23 protein-coding genes are annotated in these 21093 nt (G+C 65.5%); 8 read left to right on the top strand and 15 right to left on the bottom strand.

The annotated features are described in order from the left end of the window. Positions 1–111: 111 nt before the first annotated feature. A complete protein-coding gene (gene thyX / locus ABIE57_RS02300; protein ID WP_354537363.1) occupies positions 112–1023 on the bottom strand; it encodes an FAD-dependent thymidylate synthase in 912 nt (303 codons plus the stop codon). 176 nt (positions 1024–1199) lie between these two features. On the opposite strand from thyX, the gene ABIE57_RS02295 reads away from it, so the two are divergent. From ABIE57_RS02295 to ABIE57_RS02270, 6 genes are all read left to right on the top strand, one after another. Continuing rightward, positions 1200–1628, top strand: a complete 429-nt coding sequence (locus ABIE57_RS02295) for a VOC family protein (protein ID WP_354537362.1) — start codon at positions 1200–1202, stop codon at positions 1626–1628. A gap of 82 nt (positions 1629–1710) precedes the next feature. Then, the gene (locus ABIE57_RS02290) at positions 1711–2421 is read left to right on the top strand and encodes a LuxR C-terminal-related transcriptional regulator (protein ID WP_354537361.1); all 711 of its coding nucleotides are present in this window, start codon (positions 1711–1713) and stop codon (positions 2419–2421) included. Positions 2422–2423: 2 nt separating this feature from the next. Continuing rightward, positions 2424–3584, top strand: a complete 1161-nt coding sequence (locus ABIE57_RS02285; protein WP_354537360.1) for an FIST N-terminal domain-containing protein — start codon at positions 2424–2426, stop codon at positions 3582–3584. Continuing rightward, positions 3581–5872: a hybrid sensor histidine kinase/response regulator gene (locus ABIE57_RS02280; RefSeq protein ID WP_354537359.1), complete on the top strand. Its 2292-nt coding sequence runs from the start codon at positions 3581–3583 to the stop codon at positions 5870–5872. The genes ABIE57_RS02285 and ABIE57_RS02280 overlap by 4 nt, the downstream gene beginning before the upstream one ends. Continuing rightward, positions 5872–6519: a hypothetical protein gene (locus tag ABIE57_RS02275; RefSeq protein ID WP_354537358.1), complete on the top strand. Its 648-nt coding sequence runs from the start codon at positions 5872–5874 to the stop codon at positions 6517–6519. The genes ABIE57_RS02280 and ABIE57_RS02275 overlap by 1 nt, the downstream gene beginning before the upstream one ends. Then, positions 6516–6857, top strand: a complete 342-nt coding sequence (locus tag ABIE57_RS02270; protein WP_354537357.1) for a hypothetical protein — start codon at positions 6516–6518, stop codon at positions 6855–6857. Before ABIE57_RS02275 ends, ABIE57_RS02270 begins: the two co-directional genes overlap by 4 nt. Positions 6858–6860: 3 nt before the next feature. On the opposite strand, the gene ABIE57_RS02265 is transcribed toward ABIE57_RS02270, so the two are convergent. From ABIE57_RS02265 to ABIE57_RS02205, 13 genes are all read right to left on the bottom strand, one after another. Further along, the gene (locus tag ABIE57_RS02265; protein WP_354537356.1) at positions 6861–7133 is read right to left on the bottom strand and encodes a hypothetical protein; all 273 of its coding nucleotides are present in this window, start codon (positions 7131–7133) and stop codon (positions 6861–6863) included. Positions 7134–7149: 16 nt separating this feature from the next. Then, complete coding sequence (gene grxD / locus ABIE57_RS02260) at positions 7150–7512, bottom strand: Grx4 family monothiol glutaredoxin (RefSeq protein WP_354537355.1); 363 nt, start codon at positions 7510–7512, stop codon at positions 7150–7152. Further along, positions 7509–7757 (bottom strand): hypothetical protein, encoded by a 249-nt coding sequence (locus ABIE57_RS02255; RefSeq protein ID WP_354537354.1) that lies wholly within the window; start codon positions 7755–7757, stop codon positions 7509–7511. Before ABIE57_RS02255 ends, grxD begins: the two co-directional genes overlap by 4 nt. Continuing rightward, positions 7757–7993: a BolA family protein gene (locus tag ABIE57_RS02250; RefSeq protein ID WP_354537353.1), complete on the bottom strand. Its 237-nt coding sequence runs from the start codon at positions 7991–7993 to the stop codon at positions 7757–7759. The genes ABIE57_RS02255 and ABIE57_RS02250 overlap by 1 nt, the downstream gene beginning before the upstream one ends. A 67-nt stretch (positions 7994–8060) precedes the next feature. Beyond that, positions 8061–8612: a hypothetical protein gene (locus ABIE57_RS02245; RefSeq protein WP_354537352.1), complete on the bottom strand. Its 552-nt coding sequence runs from the start codon at positions 8610–8612 to the stop codon at positions 8061–8063. A 184-nt stretch (positions 8613–8796) separates the two neighbouring features. Beyond that, entirely contained in the window at positions 8797–10962 is a 2166-nt protein-coding gene (purL, locus tag ABIE57_RS02240; RefSeq protein WP_354537351.1) for a phosphoribosylformylglycinamidine synthase subunit PurL, read from the bottom strand. A 71-nt stretch (positions 10963–11033) separates the two neighbouring features. Continuing rightward, positions 11034–11543: a hypothetical protein gene (locus ABIE57_RS02235; RefSeq protein ID WP_354537350.1), complete on the bottom strand. Its 510-nt coding sequence runs from the start codon at positions 11541–11543 to the stop codon at positions 11034–11036. Next, complete coding sequence (locus ABIE57_RS02230; protein ID WP_354537349.1) at positions 11540–12625, bottom strand: ABC transporter ATP-binding protein; 1086 nt, start codon at positions 12623–12625, stop codon at positions 11540–11542. The genes ABIE57_RS02235 and ABIE57_RS02230 overlap by 4 nt, the downstream gene beginning before the upstream one ends. Positions 12626–12707: 82 nt before the next feature. Further along, on the bottom strand, positions 12708–13172 hold the full coding sequence (gene fabZ, locus ABIE57_RS02225; RefSeq protein WP_354537348.1) for a 3-hydroxyacyl-ACP dehydratase FabZ: 465 nt from the start codon (positions 13170–13172) through the stop codon (positions 12708–12710). 64 nt (positions 13173–13236) lie between these two features. Further along, positions 13237–13827, bottom strand: coding sequence for an OmpH/Skp family outer membrane protein (locus ABIE57_RS02220; RefSeq protein ID WP_354537347.1), 591 nt, complete (start codon positions 13825–13827; stop codon positions 13237–13239). Between the two features lies 1 nt (position 13828). Continuing rightward, on the bottom strand, positions 13829–16165 hold the full coding sequence (gene bamA / locus ABIE57_RS02215; RefSeq protein WP_454283697.1) for an outer membrane protein assembly factor BamA: 2337 nt from the start codon (positions 16163–16165) through the stop codon (positions 13829–13831). Positions 16166–16247: 82 nt separating this feature from the next. After that, positions 16248–16373 carry a hypothetical protein gene (locus ABIE57_RS02210; RefSeq protein ID WP_354537345.1) on the bottom strand — a complete coding sequence of 42 codons (126 nt, stop codon included), beginning with the start codon at positions 16371–16373 and terminating at the stop codon, positions 16248–16250. 95 nt (positions 16374–16468) lie between these two features. Next, positions 16469–17614 carry a pyridoxal phosphate-dependent aminotransferase gene (locus tag ABIE57_RS02205; protein ID WP_354537344.1) on the bottom strand — a complete coding sequence of 382 codons (1146 nt, stop codon included), beginning with the start codon at positions 17612–17614 and terminating at the stop codon, positions 16469–16471. A 61-nt stretch (positions 17615–17675) separates the two neighbouring features. Here ABIE57_RS02205 and ABIE57_RS02200 point away from each other — a divergent pair, with 61 nt between their 5' ends. Both ABIE57_RS02200 and ABIE57_RS02195 read left to right on the top strand, forming a co-directional pair. Next, positions 17676–19010 carry a M48 family metalloprotease gene (locus ABIE57_RS02200; RefSeq protein ID WP_354537343.1) on the top strand — a complete coding sequence of 445 codons (1335 nt, stop codon included), beginning with the start codon at positions 17676–17678 and terminating at the stop codon, positions 19008–19010. A gap of 5 nt (positions 19011–19015) precedes the next feature. After that, complete coding sequence (locus ABIE57_RS02195; RefSeq protein WP_354537342.1) at positions 19016–19762, top strand: DsbA family protein; 747 nt, start codon at positions 19016–19018, stop codon at positions 19760–19762. Between the two features lie 6 nt (positions 19763–19768). Here ABIE57_RS02195 and ABIE57_RS02190 read toward each other — a convergent pair whose 3' ends face one another. After that, on the bottom strand, positions 19769–21076 hold the full coding sequence (locus tag ABIE57_RS02190) for an HlyC/CorC family transporter (RefSeq protein WP_354537341.1): 1308 nt from the start codon (positions 21074–21076) through the stop codon (positions 19769–19771). Positions 21077–21093 lie beyond the last annotated feature (17 nt).

The following is a 21093-nucleotide window of genomic DNA, read 5'->3' as shown; positions in this document are numbered from 1 at the left end:
GTGAAGATGGATCAGCATGTCCGCGCCTCCGTCCAAATGTCTCTCAGGACCGATCTTGCCATGAAGAGGGCGGATCGCCGAGGAGAAACGTGATCATCCGGGATGGAGCAATTAACTTTCCTCCATTATGTTTGTAAACTCCCGCCATTCCCCCTTGCTCATGCCCGAGGTCTCCTGCGTGACCTCCTCACCCTTCACCATCCGCCGCACACACTCAAGCGCCGTGGCGGAAAGCGTGGCGCCGCCCATGCGGTAATCCTCGAAGGCGCGCCAGGCAAACGGCACCCAGTCGGCGGTGATGCGGCAGATGGCGTCGGCATAGACGCGAATCTCATACTGCGCATGGGCATCGGCGCGCAGGCGCAGGAAATGCAGCAGGTTGTGCAGGTCCACCTTCCAATACCATTGCGTATAGATATTGGCGGGCAGGTTCATGCGGGCCAGTTCGCGGGCAAGGCCCTGCTGGCCCTCCTGCCCGATCATCTGTTCGTAATGGTCATAGCAGCGCATCGCATCGCCGCGCAGGATGTCGAGCACGCGCGCGGCCTCTTCGCCGGACAGGGCCTCGCCGCGGCCCTGGTTGTTGGTGGTCGATTGCGCGGCAAGGTCTTCGGGCGCGGGAATGTAGAACTCGCGGTCGAGGATCGAGTAGCGGGCGGAATATTCGTTGACGTTGGCGGTGCGGTGGCGGATCCACTGGCGCGCCACGAACACGGGCAGTTTGACATGCAGCTTGATCTCGCACATCTCGAACGGGGTCGAATGCCAGTGCCGCATGAGATAGCGGATCAGCCCCTCGTCATTCTGCACCGATTTGGTGCCGCGCCCGTAGGAGACGCGCGCCGCCTGACAGATGGCGGCATCGTCGCCCATATAGTCGATCACCCGCACGAAGCCGTGATCGAGAACCGGGTAGGCCTTGTAGAGATGTGCCTCCATCCCGTCTGCTGTGGCGCGCAGGGTCTGATGCGTCTGCGCGCGGGCGGCGTCGATTTCGGCCTGTTGGTCCGGGGTCAGGGGCATGGCGACACCTTTCGGGGCATGAGGATGAGTCGGTTTCCACTATATCTTGCGTGTGTTGGATCGGCCAAGCCGATATCGGGTGGTATCCACAGGAAATGCGCCGGCGGGGATTCGCCCTCGACACCGGCGCGCGCGGGCCTATCCTGAGGCGCGAGACGACATAACGGAGGTTGGTCATGAAAATCCGCTATCTGCACACCATGGTCCGGGTAAAGGACCTTGAGGCGACGATGAAGTTTTTCGCCCTGCTCGGGCTGAAGGAGACGCGGCGCTGGGACAATGAGGGGGGGCGTTTCAGCCTTGTTTTCATGGCCCCCGAAGGGCAGGAAGAGTGCCCGGTGGAACTTACCTGGAACTGGGACGGGGATGAGGGGCTGCCGTCCGACAGCCGCCATTTCGGCCATCTGGCCTATGAGGTCGACAACATCTACGATATGTGCCGCCACTTGCAGCAGAACGGTGTCACCATCAACCGGCCGCCGCGTGACGGGCGCATGGCCTTCGTGCGCAGCCCCGACAACATCTCGGTGGAACTGTTGCAGGCGGGCGAGGCGCTGGCGCCCGAGGAGCCGTGGACAAGCATGCAGAATGTGGGCCACTGGTGACGCTCACCGCACCGTGAAGCCCCTGCCGGACGCTTGCAATTCGTGTGCGAGCGGATACAGTTTCGCGCAGGGAGGAGTTGCAATGACCATGAGAGCCGAAATCCGGCCCCGTGCCGCTGTGGCCTCCGTCCTGATTGTGGACGATCACCCGCTTTACAGCGATGCGCTGGCGGCAGCGATTTCGCTGGTCTATCCGGATTGCGAGGTGGTGCAGACCGGCAGCCTGCGCGAGACGCTGACGCGGCTCGATGCGGGATTGTCGCCCGGTCTGGTGCTTTTTGACCTGCGCCTGCCGGATGTGGCGGGCATCTCGGGATTCGTGAGCCTGCGCGAGCGGTTGGGCGGTGTGCCGGTGCTGATCATCTCGGCGCTTGCCTCGGCGGATCTGGTGCGCGCGCTCATGCGCGAGGGGGCGGCGGGCTATCTGCCCAAGGAGGCGTCGGCGCAGGAATTGCGGCGCGCCATCGCACAGGTGGGGGCGGGCGGGCGCTATGTGCCACAGGCGCTGACGGAGGCGCTCGAGACGCGTCATGACGAGAATACCGAAGCCGACCGCGCGCTTGCCAACCTGACGCCGCAGCAGCAAAAGATCATGCGGCTGATCTGCGCGGGCAAGGCCAACAAGCAGATCGCCTATGAGCTGTCGCTGGCAGAGGCGACCGTCAAGGCGCATATCACCGCGCTGCTCAACCGGCTGGGGGTCAAGAACCGCACGCAGGCGGCGGTCTTGATCAACAATGCCCGCGCGCAAGGCTCGGGCGACCCCGAGACGCGCGCCTATCTCAACGGTTGAGGATGCGCGACGAGGGCCTCCGACCGCCGCTGCATGTCCATGTCGCCACTTCCGAGGCGGCGGAGGCCGGGGCTGCGGTGGCCGAAGTGGTCGCCGGGGTTGACCTTGCGGCCACCTGTTTTGCGCTTGTGTTCATCCCCAAATGCCTCGACGCGGGGGCGGTGGCGCGCGGGCTCTCGGCAAAAATGGGGGGCGTGCCGGTATTCGGCTGCACCTCGGCGGGGCAGATCACGCCCGAGGGCTATGCCTCGGAGGCGCTCTTGCTCATGGCCTTTCCGCGCGCGCATTTCCGCTGCGCCTCTGTGCTGATCGACCGGCTGCGGCCGTTCTCGATCTCCGGGATCGCGGGCGCGGTGGAGCGGCTCGATGCGCAGTTTCGCCACACGCCGGGCTGGAACCGGCTGGCGCTTCTCTTTGCCGACGGCATGTCCAAGCAGGAGGACCTGCTCATCTCGACGCTCGAGACGGTGCTGCCCGATACGCCGGTCTTTGGCGGCTCGGCGGGCGACGGGCTGGAGTTCAACGAAACCTTCGTGCTCCATGACGGGCGGCTGATGAAGGATGCGGCGCTCGTGCTCATGGTCGAGACGGCGCTCAGCTTTCAGGGGGTGAATTTCGACCATTTCCAACCGACCGAAGAGCAATTGGTCATCACCGGCGCAGATCCCGAGGATCGCCTCGTGTTCGAGATCAACGGCGCGCCGGCCGCGCCGGAATATGCGCGCATCGTGGGCTGCGCGCGCGCCGATCTCTCGCCGCGCATCTTTGCCGAGAATCCGATCCTCGTGCATCACAGGGGTCGCTATTACGTGCGCGCCATCGCGGATGCGACCGAGACCGATGCCCTCTCGTTCATGGCGGCGATTGACGACGGGGTGATCATGACGCTGGGGCGCGGGCGCGGCATGATCGAGAACCTGCGCGCGGGGCTTGACCTGAGTGATGCCGAAGGCGCGCCGCCCGATTTCATCCTTGGCTTCGATTGCGTGCTGCGCCGTCTCGAGGCCGAGCAGAAACAGATCGCGCACGAGGTCTCGGACGTGTTTCGCGCCCGCCGCGTTCTGGGCTTCAACACCTATGGCGAGCAGCATGGCGGCGTCCACATGAACCAGACTTTTGTCGGCGTGGCGTTTTTCGGGCCTGCGCGGGGCGGGCCGATTTGAGCCTGATCGACGCATCGCAACCGCCCGAGGTGCGGCTGGAGCGACAGGAGCGGATCATCGCCGCGCTGATGCGCCGCGCGGACCGGCAGAACGAGCTGAGCCTCTCGGCCTATAGCGCCTTTCAGTCGGCCATCGAGTTGCAGGCGCAGGTCGCCGCCAAGACCCGCGACTTGGAGCGCGCGGCAAGCGAGCTTGAAACCATGCGCGGCGACCGCGAGCGCACGCGGCGCAACCTGCACGAGGCGCTTTCGGCCATGCACGAGGGCTTTGCCCTCTTTACCGAGGGTCGGCTGGACGTCTGCAACGACCTCTTTCGCAACCTTCTGCCCGATATCGCCGACCGGGTGGGGACCGGGCTGAGCCTTGACGGCTATTTCGAATTGATGGTGCAGAGCCGCCACCTTGTCTCGACCGACCGCAAGATCCACCGCCCTGCCGCGCAGTTGGGCGGCAGCGGCGAGGCGGGGATCGTCATGTCGATCCTGATCGAGATTTCGGGCGATATCTGGTATCAGCTTGGGCTTCAGCGCACCTCGTCGGACAACGTGGTTTTGCTCCTGACCGATATCACGCCGATCGTGCGTCAGAACCGGTCAGAGCGAAAGACGCTGATCGACCGGCAGGCCGATTATCTTCAGGCGGTGTTCGAGCATATGAGTTCGGGCGTCTGCACCTTCTCGCCCGAGGGGGCGGTGATGATGCAGAACCGGCAGTTTCGCCACCTCCTTGACGTGCCGATGACCGAGTTTGGCCGGGGCTCGACGCTGGAGCGGCTGTTGGGCTTCATGCAGGCGAAGGCGCTGATCCGCGACGATGCCTTTCTCGAGGTGGCCAACTGGCGCGAGCAGTTGAAGAAAACCGGCTGGCTGCGCCGCCGCGTGCGCCATGGCAAGGGCCGGGTGCTGGATGTGCAGGCCAACACGCTGCCCGATGGCGGGTTTCTGGTGGAATTGAAGGATGTCACGCTCGAGAGCCGGGCGACCGAGATGCTGGAAAACCGGGTGATGGAGCGCACGGCGGAATTGACCCGCGCCAATGCCCGGCTGACCGAGCAATTCGAGGAAATGGCGCGGGTGGAAGAGGAATTGCGCCTTGCCAAGGAGCGGGCCGAGGCGGCGGTGTCTTCCAAGACCCGGTTTCTGGCGGCGGCAAGCCATGATCTCTTGCAGCCGATCAACGCGGCCAAACTGCTCATTTCGACCTTGCAGGAGGCGGCGCAAGGCTCGCACCTCTTGCCGATGGTGGACCGGCTGCATCGGGCGTTTTCCTCGACCGAACAGCTTTTGCATGCGCTTCTCGACATCTCGCGGCTCGACAGTGCCGACCCGGATGCGGTCACGCCCGCCGAGGTCAATCTGGGCGCATTGATGGAAAGTGTCTTTGCCGATCAACTGCCCTTGGCCGAGGCCAAGGGCGTGCGGCTCGACCTGGTGCCCGCGCATGTCGTCGTGCGCTCGGACCCGGTCTATCTGCACCGCTCCATTCAGAACCTCGTGGTGAATGCGATCCAGTATACCGAAACCGGAGGCAGGGTTCTTCTGGGGGCGCGGCGGCAGGGCGGGCGCGCGGTGCTCGAGGTCTGGGATACCGGCATCGGTATCCGACGTGCCGATCAGGCGCGGATTTTCGAGGAGTTTGCCCGCGCGGGTGCGGCGCGCGTCGGCACCGGCATGGGCCTTGGCCTTTCGGTGGTGGACCGCGCCTGTCGGCATCTGGGCCACGCGCTCGGCGTGCGTTCGGCACCGGGGCGCGGCTCGGTGTTCAGCATTGCGATGGATGTGGTGGACTGGCGCGCGCGTCGGGGTGATCCGGCGGCACTCATCCCGGCCACGAGCGAGGGACCGTTCGCGCATCACGTTCTGATGATCGAGAATGACCCCGATGTGCTCTTTGCCTTTGCCGAGCGGTTGCGCCTCTGGGGGGCGCGGGTGATCGGGGCGGGCAGCGGTGCCGAGGCACTGGCGCGGCTGGAGGACGGGATGCGGCCCGATATCGTGCTGGCGGATTACCACCTTGACGGCGGGGCGACCGGGCTGGGTGCGGTGGCGGCGCTGCGCGACGTCTGCGGCGCGCATCTGCCTGCGATCCTGGTGACGGCGGACCGCTCCGAGGCGCTGCGGCGCGAGGCCGCGCGCGCCGATATCGCGGTGATCCCCAAGCCGGTGAAGCTTGCGCATCTGCGCCCGCTGATCAACTGGGCGGTGTGGCGCGCGGGGATACCGACAAAAGTCTCAAATGACAGTGCGCCCCGATCCCCTAGGCTCGGGCCCGGAAAGGGAGATATTTGATGATCCTGCGTATGGCCTTGGCCCTTGGTCTGATCTGCGGCGGCATGGCGGCGGCAGAGCCGGTGCCGGCCTATGACCTGCTGTTCCGCGAGGGCACGCTCGATGACCTCGACCGGGGCGGCGCGCTCACCTATCGCCGGACGGTGGAGAACGCGCGCGACACCGCAAGCGCCGAGAATGCCACGGGCGAGATCGCTCTCGGCTTTACCGTCGAAGACGGGGTGGAAATGGCCGAGCTTGATTTCCGTCAGGACGAGCGGCATCGGCTCATGGGGCGCTTTCCGGCGAGCGTCGGCAATCCGATGATCATGGTGTTCTACGAACAGGTGGTGCGCGACATGGCCGCGACAGCGGGCGGCAGCCCGTTCTACATCCGCAATCGCATCAAGGAGGCGATGAGCCGGAGCATCGAGCCGCAAGACGGCACGGCCGTGGTCGCGGGCCACGAGGTCGAGACGCGCACCGTGGTGCTGCGCCCCTTCGCGGATGACCCGAACCGCGCGCGGATGGGGGCCTTTGCCGATCTGGAGTTGAGCGTAACCATGTCCGAGGCGGTGCCGGGCTGGTATCATTCCTTGCGGGCCTCCACCCCCGACGGGGCTTACCGCGCAGAGACGGTCCTGATCAAAGAGGGGGCAAGGCCATGAGATGGGCGCTTTTTCTTGCCCTGCTGGCCACCGGCGCGGGTGCGCAGGACATGGCGGCGCGGTTTAACGATTACCCGACCGAGGCGCGCGCCGATTACGTTTTCGCCTGCATGGCCATGAATGGCCAGAGCCGCGAGGCGCTGCGGCGCTGCGCGTGCTCCATCGACGAGATCGCCGCAATCCTGCCCTATGAGGACTATCTGGCGGCGGAAACCGTGCTCTCGATGCGCCGGGTGGGGGGCGAGCGCATGGCGGTGTTCAACAGCGCCGCCTCGGCCGACAATGCCGTCGCGGCGCTGCGCCGCGCTCAGGCAGAGGCGGAACTCATCTGTTTCTGAGCGTTACCGGTGGTCGTGGGGCGGGGCGTTGGCTCTATCCGCGCCCTCGTCGTCATCACCCGCACCCGCGTCACCCTCGGGGTCGGCTTCGGGATCATAGCCCGTCTCGCCCTCGTCCAGCAGCGTGACATGGGTGCTGTCGGTCTCGGGGTCGTAGGCGAGGCCGTAATTGCCCGGCCCCTCCTTGCGCGCCCGCCGCCATTCATGCCACCCCGCATAGGCAAAGATTGCCGCGAAGGGCAGGATCAGCGAGAGGGCGAGCGGCGCGGAGGACATGGCGACGCGCCCGCCCTCAGGCGTTGGCCTCGCGGATTTTCTCGGCGGCGGCCTTGTCATAGGTCACGCCATTGGCCTCGAAGAGCTGATCAAGCTCGCCCGAGAGCGTCATCTCGGTGACAATGTCGCAGCCGCCCACGAATTCGCCCTTCACGTAAAGCTGTGGCACGGTAGGCCAGTCGGAATAATCCTTGATGCCCTGCCGGATTTCTTCGTCGGCAAGCACATTCACATCGGCGAAATCCACGCCCATGTAGTTGAGCACCCCCGCCACGCGGCTGGAAAAGCCGCATTGCGGCATGTCCTTGGTGCCCTTCATGAAGAGCACCACGGGGTTGGCGGTCACGGTCTCAGTGATACGGGTCTTGGCGTCGGTCATTTCCTGCGGTCCTTCGGGATGAAGAGTTTGGCATAGGTTTGCGGGTCGCGGGGAATGCGGTAGCTCATGTGATGGCCGCCGCCCGCCCCGCCGGATGAATAATTCGCATCGATCACGCTGTGGCCCTCGCCGGGGGCGGTGCCGCGCCCGGCGGCGCGGTCCTGCCGGAGCGCCTGCGCGCCGCGCAAAACGGCCACGATCAGCACAAGAGCCGAGAGAATCACGATGAGGGTCGCGCCCGACATCAGTCCGGGGCCTTGGTGGTCAACGCGAGCGCGTGGATGGCCCCGTTGGGCCCGTCCATCTTGCCCTTGAGAGCGGCATAGACAAGGCGTTGCTGCTGCACCCGGTTCATGCCGCGAAAGCGCTCGTCGATGACCTCGGCGGCGAAATGCACGCCGTCATCGCCTTCGACGGCGATCTTGGCATCGGGCAGGGCCGCGCGGATAAGCGCTTCGATGTCTGAGGCGAGCAGGGCCATGGGGCGTGTCCTTCCGGTGTCGTCTGGCCCAGATGTAGCCTTGAGGGCGCGCGCGTGCAAGGGAGGCTCAGATTTCCTCGCCCCTCTTGAGCAGATCGTCGATCAGCGCGCGTTGCAACGCGCCGCTGTCGCCGCCGCCATATTGCAGCGCCCCCCCGGAATAGAGCGTGCCATAGCTCTGCGCGAGGTTCACGACCTGACCGATTCCGGAAATGAGTTGATTCTTCTCCAGCGGCTTCAGGGGGTGGATGAAGGCCGACCACAGCAGATCCTTGGCGATGGCATAGCGCGCATCGAGCGCGCTGTCGAAATTGGCCTGCATGAGGCGGCTCAGTTCCTCGGGCGACACGTCCTCGGCCTTGCGCACCGCCGTGATGGCGCGCATCCGGTCTGCGGCCTCGTCGGTGACGATGAGGACGATGACCTCGTTGACGGTGAATTGCCACATGGTGCCGTTCGTTTGCACCTCCGGGTCAAGGGCGCGGATGATCGCATCCAGCCGCTCGAGCGTCATCGGCGGCTCGGCCTCGGTTCCGGCCTCGGCGTTGGGGGGTGTGGTCTGGGCTGCAAGCGGGAGCGGCAGCAGGAGGAGGGCAAGAAGCGCGATGAGGCGGGGCATGGCGGGGTGTCCTGTGGGTTGGCTCTCAGGATCAGCCTGCCACAGGCGGGTAATCCGCGCCACGGCCCTCGCCGAAACGTGAAGGGACAGGGGCGCCATCCTCTGGTATCGGCCGTCATCCTCCGGCTTGACCGGAGGATCTCTTTCGCCAAAGATCACCACCTTCGCAGGGCGGGGCGCGCGCCTAGCCGAATACCGCCCCGAACGTGCCGCGATAAAGCGCCGACAACTCCGCCAGCGGGGCCTCGCTGCGCCCCAGCCGCACGCTGTCGCCGGTAAAGCGGCCCACGGAGGAGAGCGGCACCCCCGCGCGACCTGCCTCGGTCATCAGCGCCTCGGCCTGATCGAAATTGCACGCGATGAGATAGCGGCCCTGATCCTCGCCAAAGAGCGTCGCCATGTCGTCCGCGTCAAGATGGACACCCACACCCGCCGCCTCGGCCATCTCGAAGGCGGCAAGGGCCAGCCCGCCATCGGAAAGGTCGGTGCAGGCGCGAATGAGCGTGTGATGGGCGCGGATGAACTCGCCGTGGCGGCGCTCGGCCTCCAGATCCACCGGCGGCGCGTCTCCCTCGGCGCGGTTGAACACTTCGGCCAGAAGGGCCGATTGTCCCAGATGCCCACGCGTCTCGCCCAAGAGCAGCGCGACATGGCCCTCGCGCGCCTGCCCGAGAATCGCCGTCTCGGGATCGCGGATGATCCCCACCGCGCCGATGGTCGGCGTGGGCAGGATCGCGGCCCCGTCGGTTTCGTTATAGAGCGAGACATTGCCCGACACGATCGGCATGTCGAGCGCCGCGCAGGCCGCCCCTATGCCCCGGATGGCCCCCACGAACTGCCCCATGATCGCGGGCTTTTCGGGATTGCCGAAATTGAGGTTGTCGGTGGTGGCCAGCGGCACCGCGCCGACGGCGGTGAGGTTGCGATAGGCCTCGGCCACCGCCTGTTTGCCGCCTTCTTGCGCGTTGGCGGCCACGTAGCGCGGTGTCACGTCCGAGGTGAAGGCCAGCATCTTGCCCGATCCATGCACCCGGATCATGCCCGCGCCAAGGCCGGGTGTGCGCACCGTGTCGGCCATGACCATCGTGTCATATTGCTCGTAGACCCATTGGCGCGAAGAGTAATTGACCGACCCGATCAGCGCCCGGAGACCGTCGATAGGCTCGATGGCGGGGACGGTGGCCGGATCGAGCGGCGCGGGTGGCGTGGCCTCGACAAAGGGCCGGTCGTATTCGGGCGCGGACGAGGCAAGCTTTGACAGCGGCAGGTCGGCCTTGACCGCATTGCCATGCAGGATCAGGAACCGGTCCTCCGGGATGGTCTCGCCGACGATGGCGAAATCGAGATCCCACTTCTCGAAGACTGCCCGCGCCTCGGCCTCTTTTTCCGGGCGCAGCACCATGAGCATCCGCTCCTGGCTTTCCGACAGCATCATCTCATAGGCGCTCATGCCCGTCTCGCGCTGTGGCACCGAATCAAGCGTGAGCCGAATGCCAAGCCCGCCCTTGTCGCCCATCTCCACCGCCGAACAGGTCAGGCCCGCCGCCCCCATGTCCTGAATCGAGATGACGGCCCCGGTCTGCATCAGCTCGAGGCACGCCTCCATCAGGCGCTTTTCGGTGAAGGGATCGCCGACCTGAACGGTCGGGCGCTTTTCCTCGATCGACTCGTCGAATTCGGCGCTGGCCATGGTGGCACCGCCCACCCCGTCGCGTCCTGTCTTGGCCCCGAGATAGACCACCGGCATGCCGACACCGCTGGCCGCCGAGTAGAAAATCGCATCCGCATCCGCGAGACCCGCGGCAAAGGCGTTGACCAGACAGTTGCCGTTATAGGCCGGATCGAACCGCACCTCGCCGCCCACGGTCGGCACGCCGAAGCAATTGCCATAGCCGCCCACGCCCGCGACCACGCCATGCACAAGCTGGCGCGTCTTGGGGTGGTCGGGCGCGCCGAAGCTCAAGGCGTTCATCGCCGCGATGGGGCGCGCGCCCATGGTGAAGACATCGCGCAGGATGCCGCCGACGCCGGTCGCGGCGCCCTGGTAAGGCTCGATATAGGAGGGGTGGTTGTGGCTCTCCATCTTGAACACCACCGCCTGCCCGTCGCCGATATCGACGACGCCCGCATTCTCGCCCGGTCCGCAAATCACCTGTGGCCCGGTGGTGGGCAGGGTGCGCAGCCATTTCTTGGAGGATTTGTAGGAACAATGCTCGTTCCACATGGCCGAGAAGATGCCAAGTTCGGTGAAGGACGGCTCGCGCCCGATGATTTCGAGGATGCGGTCGTATTCCTCGGGCTTGAGGCCATGCGCGGCGATCAGATCGGGGGTGATGGTCGGGTCCTGCATGGCTGCGCTCCTTCGGGGGGCCTGATGCGCGGGTCTTTAAAGCAAGGCCGGGGCAGGGGGAAGGGGGCCGCTCAGGGGGCGAGGTAACGCTCGAGCACGATGGCGGGCATGGCCCCGCGCAAGAGACGGTCGCGCATGACATAGGACGGGGCCATGTCAAGCCCGAGGCGGGCGGCGAGAGCCGCGTCGCGGTCCATGTCGAAAAGGCTGACCCGCAGGCCAAGCCGCGCGGCCAGCGCGCGCAACTCGGCCTCGGCCTGCCCGCATTCGGGGCAATCGGGCGCGGTGAAGAACGCGATGCGGGGCACACCCCCCTCGGGGCCGAAACCGGGCAGGTCGGGGCCAAACAGGAGCGGCGCTTCGCGCGCCAGAAGGTCGAGATCATCGGCCACAGCCCCGGCGTAGATATCCATCGGTGCGGGGTCTGATGCCACCAGCGGCCCGAGGAGCGCGGGCGTGTCGATCAGCACCTCGCGGATCGCCTCGCCAAGGGGGGCGCGGCTCTGGCGCGGCTCGGCCCCGAGCGGCACGCCTGCCAGCACCCCGATGAGCAAAGCCGCGATGGCTGCGCGCCCGCTCATGCCTTCACGGGAAAGACGAAACAGCGGTCGCGCCGGATCATCAGCCAGAGCACGGTGCCCGGCTTGGGCAGGAACACGTTGGGCACGCTTGCCTTGAGCACCGAGCCGTCGTGATCCATGCGGAATTCCAGCAGGCTCTCGGAGCCCATGAAGCGCGCGCGCTCGACCACGCCGCGCGCGGGCGTGCCGTCAATGGGCGTGGGGTTGGGGCCATGCCCGCTGCGGTCAAAGTCGATGCGGATATGCTGCGGGCGGATGACGATTTCCACCTTCAGACCGTCCGGCGCGCCGGGCACGAGAAACTGACCGAAGGGCGTTTCGGTCAGCGCGTTGCGCACGGTGCCGCGAATTACGTTGATCTCGGAGAAAAACGCCATCGCGCTGCGATCCACCGGCGCGTTGTAGACATTGTAGGGCGCGCCCTGCTGCACGATGCGCCCGTCGCGCATGAGCGCGATCTGATCGGCCATGCGCATCGCCTCGTCGGGCTCGTGCGTGACCAGAAGAACGGCGGTGTCCTCCTCGCGCAGGATATCGAGGGTCTGGTCGCGGATGCCGTCGCGCAGGCGGTTGTCGAGGCCCGAAAACGGCTCGTCCATCAGCATGATGCGCGGGCGCGGGGCCAGTGCGCGCGCCAGCGCCACGCGCTGCTGCTCGCCCCCCGAAAGCTCATGAGGGAAGGCGTCGACATGGTGCGACAGATGCACCCGCTCAAGCAATTCAAGCACCCGCGCGCGTTTTTCGGGCCGCGAGGTGCGCAGGCCAAAGGCCACGTTCTCGGCCACGCTCAGATGCGGGAACAGAGCGAAATCCTGGAACATGAGGCCGATCTGACGCCGCTCGGGCGGGATGCGAAAGACCGTGTCGCAGATCAGCTTGCCATCGACATGGATCTCGCCGCTGTCCTGCATCTCGACGCCTGCGATCATCCGCAGTGTCGTGGATTTGCCACAGCCCGAGGGGCCGAGCAGGCAGGTCACCTGACCGGGCATGACCTTCAGCGAGACGTTGTCCACCACCCGCCTGCCATCATAGCTGCGCTTGAGGTTCCTGATCTCTAACCGGGGGGGCGGGGTCTGCACCGGGGCCTCTTTCCTGATCCGAGCGATTTCGTCGGGTTTTGCCGTCGATAGCAAGCCGCGTGACGTCTTGCAAGCGGATGGCTCAGGCGGCGGGCATGTCCATCATCGCGGTGAATTCCGCCTCTGCCGCCAGCTCGTCGCCGACCATGGCCCGGCCCGCGAATTTCCAGACCTTGCCGCCCGGCTTGCCGCGCCTGGTCTCCATGTGAAGCTCGAGCACGTCGCCGGGCACCACCATGCGGCGGAACTTGGCCGCCTCGATCGCCATGAAATAGACCAGCATGTTGCGATCCGCGAGATCGAGCCCAACCCCCACCATGATTGCCGAGGTCTGCGCCATGGCCTCGACAATGGTCACCCCCGGCATGATCGGCTTGTCCGGGAAATGGCCCTGGAAATGCGGTTCGTTCATCGTCACGCATTTGATCCCGCGCGCGGATTTATAGCCGTCGATATCCACCACGCGATCCACCAGAAGGAACGGATAGCGGTGCGGGATGATCCGTTGGATGAGGTGGATATCGGCGGTTTTCAACGGGTCGGTCATGGCGGCTCCTCTCGGCTTGACGTGGTCCTTGACCTAGCAAGCGGCGCGATGCGCGGCAAGCGCGCTACTGAGGCGGGACGGGGGCAAGGTTGTCCTCGCTCTCGGTCAGTGGCGGAGGCGCCACCGGCCCGGAACCGATTCGCGCGTCGATCCGTGCGATGGCAAGATCGGTGATGTCGGCCACCTCTGCGCGCAGGATGACACTGCGCACATCGAGCAGGACCGCCGCGTCGGCCTCTGTCAGAACCTCGCCCAGAACCGGTTGCACCACGCGCATGAACTGGATGGGCGCGAGATCCCGACGGCGTTCGAGGTCGCGCGAGAGCGTCTCGCTCTCGCGGCGCAATTCGCTCACCTTCTCGTCGAAGGCGTTCGCCATGTCCCGAAAGGCCTCGGGGGCCATTGTGGCACGTTGTTCGGTCAGGGTGCGCTCCTCGGCCTCGAGCTCGGCAGCGACACGCTCATTGCGGGCAATGAGGTTGTCGCGCGCCGCCTCGATATCTGCCTGAAGGCGGCGGCCATAGGCGCTTTCGTTCAGGAGCCGGTCGATGTCGATCACGAGCACATCGCTCTGAACCACACCGAGTTGCTGAGCGTGCCCGCCGGTCCCGCCAAAGATTGCAAGCACCGAAAGCAGGATCACAAGGGCGCGCATATCAGAAATCGGTGCGCGCCGAGAGGTTGAAGCTCTGCTCTACATCGCTCGATTCGGATTTCAGCACGTTGGAAAAGTCCATCCGGATTGGCCCGAAGGGCGAATCCCAGAACAGCGACAGACCGATCACATGGCGCGGCTCGAACCCGGAGGAGGACAGCGTGTTGCCGGGTGCCACCGACCCCTTGTTGTCGATGCCCCAGATCGAGCCGATGTCGTAGAAGGCACCGCCGGTGATGCCGAATTCCGAGGGGAGCCCAAGGGGAAACTCGGCCTCGAATTTCAGTGCGGCGAAGAAGTCGCCGCCGAGTTGTTCGGTGCTGCCGCCGGGGGTCAGTTCGGCCGGACCGAGACCGTTGGTCTCGAAACCGCGGATGATCGGATTGGAAAAGCGGTTGATGAAGCGGCTGCCCTGCCCGCTGTTGAAATGGATCGCTCCGCCCTCGAGAATGGCGCGCAATGTCACCTCCTCGCGGAACACGTCGGTCTCTGCAACGGCGCGCGCGGTGGTCTTGATGAACTCGTTGTCACCGCCGAGACCGGCGAATTCCTGACCGAAGGACAAAAGCACCCCGGCCTTGGGATTGAGCCCCTTGCGGCGGGTGTCGAAGGTAAATTCGTAGCCGACCGAGCTTGTCCACAAGGCCCCCTGGTTGACCTCGTTCTGCAAGATGCCGGAGGTGCCGTTATAGTCGGACATGTCGTTGTAAGACACGTTGTAGAACACGCCAAAACGCGTGTTCTCGCCGGTCGGGAAGGTCAGGCTGGGGCGGAAGATACCGGTCGCGGTATCGAACAGGCTGTTGTCGCTGTTGGTTTCCCGAAAGGCGAAATCGAGACCGAGGGCCACGTCTCTCCCCAGAAAGGCCGGTTCGACGAAGCCGATATTGTAGTTGACGTTATCGGCGGTGCCGAAAATGTTGAAGGTGAGTTGCTGTCCGCGCCCGAGAAAGTTGCGCTCGGAAAATCCGAACTGAAGCCCGAGGCCGTTATCGGTCGAAAAGCTGGCCCCGACCGAGACCGTTCCGGTCGTCGTTTCCTCCACCTCGGCCTTGATGATCACCTGATCCGGGCGCGTGCCTTCGCGGGCGTTCACGTCGACATTCTCGAAGAAGCGCAAGGCGCGGATACGTTCGGCGGCCTGCCGGACCGCGCGGGGGTTGAACGGATCGCCTTCGGCGGTCTGGAACTGACGCCGGATGACACGGTCGAGCGTGGTGGTGTTGCCCTCGATGTCGATACGTTCGACAAAGACGCGCGGCCCGCGTTGCAACACGAATTCCACGTCCAAGGTCAGATCGCGGTCATTGCGGGTGATGCGCGGCTCGATCCGCAGGAAATCGATCCCGTTCTTGACGGCAAGCAACTCCATCCGCGTGATGGAGTTTTCCACAAGCGTGGGCGAATAGACAATGCCGGGGCGGATCTTGAGCGTGTCATGATATTCTTCGGCCTCGACGCCGGCATATTCGCTGACCGTGGTGATCTGTCCAAAGCTGAATTGCTGGCCTTCCTGCACGGTGAAGGTGAGGAAATAGGCGTCGCGCTCGCGGGCAAGCTCTGCATTGACGCCGGTCACGCGGAAATCGACGAAGCCGCGCGAGTTGTAGAAATCGGTCAGCACCTGGCGGTCGAAATTCACCCGGTCCTCGACAAAGCTGTCGCGTTGGATGAAGGCGCGCAAAAGCCCGGTCTGCTTGCTCTGGAGCACCCGCCGGAGGCGACGATCCGAGAATTCGCGGTTGCCGGAAAAGCCGATGCGTTCGATCTCGATTCCGCGCCCCTCGAAGATCTCGAAGACCAGATCGACACGATTGTCGCTGCGGCGGATCACCTTGGGGGTCACGCGCGCCGCAATCCGTCCGTTCTGGGAATAGGCCTCGGAAATCGTCGCCGCGTCACGCTCTGCGAGTGTCGGGCTGAACACCTGCCGCGACCGGCTCTGGATGAAGCCCGAAAGATCCTCGTCCTTTATCTTGTTGTTGCCCTCGAACGCGATGCGGTTGATCGTCGGAAACTCGGTCACCTTGATGACAAGACGGTTGCCGCGCGGCTCGACCTCGACGGTTTCAAAGAGGCCGGAGGCGAGGATGCGCTGCGAGGCGTCGTTGAGTTGTCCCGCGCTCACGGTTTCGCCGCGCTCGATGCCCGCGAAAGACAGGATTGTCGCCCCCTCGATCCGCTGGTTGCCCTCGATGACCACCTCGGTGAAGCGGAAATCCTGCGCCTGTGCGGGTGCTGCGGCACCGAACAGAGCCAGCGAAACCAAAAGCCCCAGGATCGCAGTGAGGCGCGTTGAAAAAGACGCCCGGCAGCGCGCCGCATGAATTCCGTTCATAAGTCAAACCCAGTCAGACATCCCATTGACCGAAGTCACTACCCCGTCTGTCAGGGCTTGTCAAAACGCGAATGCGCGCGGCTCAGAGCGTGCTCAGATAGCCCGCCGCGAGCAGCGCGACGACGAGGGTCGCCACAAAAAGCAGCAGATCGGCATTCAGCCGGAAAAGCACGTGGACCCCGCGATAGCCGTCCTTGATCGTCCGCATGAGTCACTCCTTTCGGTCATGTCTTGGCCAGCCTCACGATAGCGCCGGGAAATGGCACTATTTGGCAAGGCATGTGGCAGGAATGTGGCGGCGGTTCAGCCGCGTGCGGCCATGAAGGCGGCAAGGCGTGCCAGCCCTTCCTCGATATCGGCGGTGCTGCGCGCATAGGAAAAGCGCAGCGTGCCCGCGCCGCGCGCAGGGTCGAAATCAAGCCCCGGCGTCACCGCCACGCCTGCCTTGTCGAGAATCTCGGCGGCCAGCGCGCGGCTGTCATCGGTCAGGTGGCGCACATCCGCATAAACGTAAAACGCCCCGTCGGGTGGCGCGATCCGGTCGAACCCGGCCTTTGGCAGCCCGTCGAGCATAAGCGCGCGATTGGCGCGGTAGACGGCCATGTTGCCCTCCAGCTCTTCGGTGCAGTCCATCGCGGCAAGCGCCGCGATCTGGCTGGCATGGGGCGGGCAGATGAAAAGATTCTGCGCCAGCCGCTCGATGGTGCGGACATGGTCCTCGGGCACCACCATCCAGCCGATGCGCCAGCCGGTCATGGAGAAATACTTGGAGAAGGAATTGATCACGTAACAGTCGTCGGTGATCTCGAGCGCGCTTGTCGCGCGGCCCTCGTAGGTGATGCCGTGATAGATCTCGTCGCTGATGAAGGCCGCGCCCCCGGCTTGCGCGGCACCGATCAGCGCGGCGAGGGCCGCCCGGTCGAGCATCGTGCCGCTCGGGTTGGCGGGGCTGGCCACCAGCAGCCCGGCCAGATCGCGGCCCGTCAGATCGCCTGGCGCGGGTTGCAAGCGGTTTTCCGCCGAGGTCTCGATATCCACCGCCACCAGATCGAGCGCGCGCAGGATCTGGCGATAGCTGGGATAGCCCGGCGCGCCAATGCCGACGCGCGCACCGGCGTCGAACAGGGCCGTGAACGCAAGGATGAACGCCCCCGACGAGCCGGGTGTCACCACCACGCGCGCCGGGTCGAGATCGACGCCATGCCAGTCGCGGTAGTGCTTTGCGATGCGCGCGCGCAACTCGGGCAGGCCAAGCGCCACGGTATAGCCAAGCGCGCCCGCCTCCATCGCAGCGGCCAGCGCCGCGCGCGCGCCTGCGGGCGCGGGCGTGCCGGGCTGGCCCACCTCCATGTGGATGATGCGCCGCCCCGCCTCTTCGGCGCGGCGCGCGGCCTCCATGACATCCATGACGATGAACGGATCAACCTTGGATCGGCGGGCCGGACGCATTACATTCCTCCTCACGGCAGGGGTTGCGACCCCGTTTCACTGGGAAAGGCGGTCAAGGTCAATGCTCAGCCTGCGCATATTTTTTGCGGCCCTCCTGGTTCTGAGCCTGACCGCCGCGGCCCCGGCCCGCGCCATAACCCTGCTGCGCGATCCCGATATCGAGCACGCGATGCGCAATCTTGCGGCCCCTATCCTGCGCGCGGCGGGTCTCAGCCCCGAGCGGGTGAGCATCCTCATCATCGACGCGCCCAGCCTCAATGCCTTCGTGGTCGATGCCGATCATATCTTTCTGCATTCCGGTCTTGTCCAGCGCATGGAGACCCCGGCGATGCTGCAGGCGGTGATTGCGCATGAGGCTGCGCATATCGCCAACGGCCATTTGATGCGCCGCCCGATCCATCTGCGCGATGCCCGCAACGCCGCGGTGCTTGGCACGATCCTGGCCGGGATAGCGGGGGCCGCGACCGGCAATGCCGCGCTTGGGGCCGGGGCGGCGGCGGGGGCGCAGGGGGCGGCGATGCGGGGGTTCTTCGCCCATACCCGCGCCGAGGAGAACGCCGCCGACGAGAGCGGGATGCGCTTCATGTTGCGCGCAGGTGTCGACCCGCGCGGCTCGGTTCAGGTCATGGACCTTTTCGCCGGTCAGGAATCGCTCTCGCTCACGCGGCAGGACGCTTATGCGCAGACGCACCCGCTGTCGCGTGACCGGGTGCGGCGCATCCGGGCGCTGGCCGAGGCGCAGGCCTGGCGCGCCGAACCGGATCGCGAGGCGGACTACTGGTTCGCGCGCGCCAAAGGCAAGCTTTCGGCGTTTCAGCGCGATCCGAAATGGACGCTTGCCCGCGCCGGAGACTCGGGCTTCGAGGATGTCAAGCTGATGCGGCAGGCGGTGGCGCATCACCGGCAGGCCGATCTCAGGCGCGCGCTCGCGGCGATTGACGGGGCCATCGCCCTGCGACCGAAGGACGCCCATTACCACGAATTGCGTGGCCAGATCCTGATCGAGAGCCGCCAGATCAAGCCCGCCGTGGCCGCCTATGCCCGCGCCACCAATCTCGATGCGCGCAATGCGCTCGTTCTCGGGGCCTATGGGCGCGCGCTGCTGGCTGACGGTCAGGTGCGCGAGGCCGCGAAGGTTCTGGAAAGCGCGCGCGCCCGCGACGGGCGGGATTTCCGCGTGTTGCGCGATCTGGCGCAGGCCGAGGCACAGCTTGGCAATAACGGCATGGCCTCTGTCCTCACCGCCGAGCGTTACGCCCTCGCGGGCCGCCTGAAGGACGCGAAAATCCATGCCGAGCGCGCCTCGGGTCTTTTGCCGCAGGGCTCTCCCGGCTGGCGTCGCGCGCAGGATGTGCTACACGCGGCCGAGACCGCAGAGAACGGGAGAAAGAGATAGTGACCATGCGCTTCAGTCTGACCGCCGCCATCGTCGCCCTGGGCACCGCGCTGCCCGCGCAGGCGCTTGATCTGGGAAACCTTGCCGACACCGAGCGCGATGCGCTGCGCGCGGAGATCCGCGCCTACCTGCTGGAAAACCCCGAGGTGATCATGGAGGCCGTCGCCGTGCTCGAAGAGCGGCAGGCCGCCGGTGAGGCCGCCGCCGACGTGGAACTGGTGCGCGCGAATGCCGATGCGCTCTTTGGCGCGCCGGGCGATTGGGTGGGCGGCAACCCCGAGGGCGATATCACGCTGGTCGAATTCATGGATTACCGGTGCAGCTTTTGCCGCCGCGCCCATGACGAGGTGGAGGGGCTTCTGGCGGCGGACGGCAATATCCGGTTCGTTCTCAAGGAATTTCCGATCCTCGGGGAAGAGTCCGTCGCGGCCTCGCGCTTTGCCATTGCCACGAAACGGGTGGCGGGCGACGCGGCCTACAAGTCGGTGCATGATGCGCTCATGAGCTATAACGGCGCGATGAACGCGGCCGGCTTTACCCGGCTGGCCGATGCGCTTGGCCTCGACGCCAACGCGATCATCACCGAGATGGAGACCGACGAAGTGACCGAGGTCATCGCCGCCAATCACGCGCTGGCGCAGCGGTTGCGGATCAACGGCACGCCCGCCTTCGTCATGGATGACCACATGCTGCGCGGTTTCCTGCCGCAGGACCAGATGCAGGCCATTGCCGACGAGATCCGCAACAACTAGCGCCGCTCAGAGCCTGCGGATCTTGAGCCGGGTCAGGCGGTTGTCCTTGCGTGATATCACCTGAAACCGGAAGCCGTGGAAGATGAACACCTGGTCCACCGCCGGGATCATCTGCGCCTCGTGGATCACGAGGCCCGCGACGGTATTGGCCGCCTCATCGGGCAGCGACCAGTCCAGCGCGCGGTTGAGGTCGCGGATCGTCATGGCCCCGTCGATGAGGTAATCGCCCTCGGGCGTGCGTCGCACCATGTGATCGGCGACGGCATCGAACTCGTCGACGATCTCGCCCACGATCTCTTCGAGGATATCCTCCAGCGTGATGAGGCCCTGAAGCGCGCCGTATTCGTCCACCACCAGCGCGAAATGGCTGCGCATCCGCAGGAATTGCCGCATCTGGTCATCGAGGGTGGTGGTTTCGGGCACGAAATAAGGCTCGCGCGCGATGCTGCGGATGTCGAATTCGGCCAGCGCCGCCGCGCCCTTGCCGCTCTCGCTCACCAGCTTGTGCATGGCGCGCAACAGGTCCTTGGCATGAACGACGCCGATGATGTTGTCGGGATCGTCCTGATAAAGCGGCAGACGGGTGTGATTGCTCTTGAGGCATTGGTCGAGGATCGCCTGCGGCTCGTCGCCCGCGTCGATCATCTCGATGCGCGAGCGGTGGAGCATGATCTCCTCGACCGCGCGTTCGCCCAGATCGAGCGCGCCGAGGATGCGGTCGCGGTCCTCCTTTTCCACAACGCCTTCGGATTGGCCAAGATAGAGCGCGCCTGCGATTTCCTCGCGCACGGCAAGGATATGGCTGTCGGGATCGGCCTGCACGCCGAACCCGCGCAGGATGAGGCGCACGAACCAGCGCACCGCGCTCACCATCGGATCAAAGATGCGGATCACCCAGACGATCAGCGGCGCGGTGCGCGCGGCGGCCGTCTCGGCATTGGTGATGGCATAGGTCTTGGGCAGCACCTCGGCGAAGATCAGCACCAGCAGCGTCATCACCAGCGTGGCCAGCGCCACGCCGCTCTCGCCGAAGAGCCGCGTGAAGAGTGCGGTGGCCAGCGATGCGGCGAGGATATTGACCAGATTGTTACCCAACAGAACCGAGCCGATCAGACGCTCGTTATCCTCGGTGATGGTGAGCGCGGTTTCGGCCCCCTTGGAGCCCTTCTCCGCCTGCGCGCGCAGCTTGCCCCGCGAGGCCGCGGTCAGCGCCGTCTCGCTGCCCGAGAAGAACCCCGACAGCACCAGAAGTCCGAGTATCGACCCCACGGTCATCCAGAAAGTGAGGTCAAGCGCCGTGCCGGTCGCATCCATCCGTTGAAATCCTTTGT

Source organism: Roseovarius sp. MBR-6 (genome assembly GCF_040547525.1).
GTDB lineage: Bacteria > Pseudomonadota > Alphaproteobacteria > Rhodobacterales > Rhodobacteraceae > Roseovarius.
This window is presented reverse-complemented; position numbering and strand designations above follow the sequence as displayed.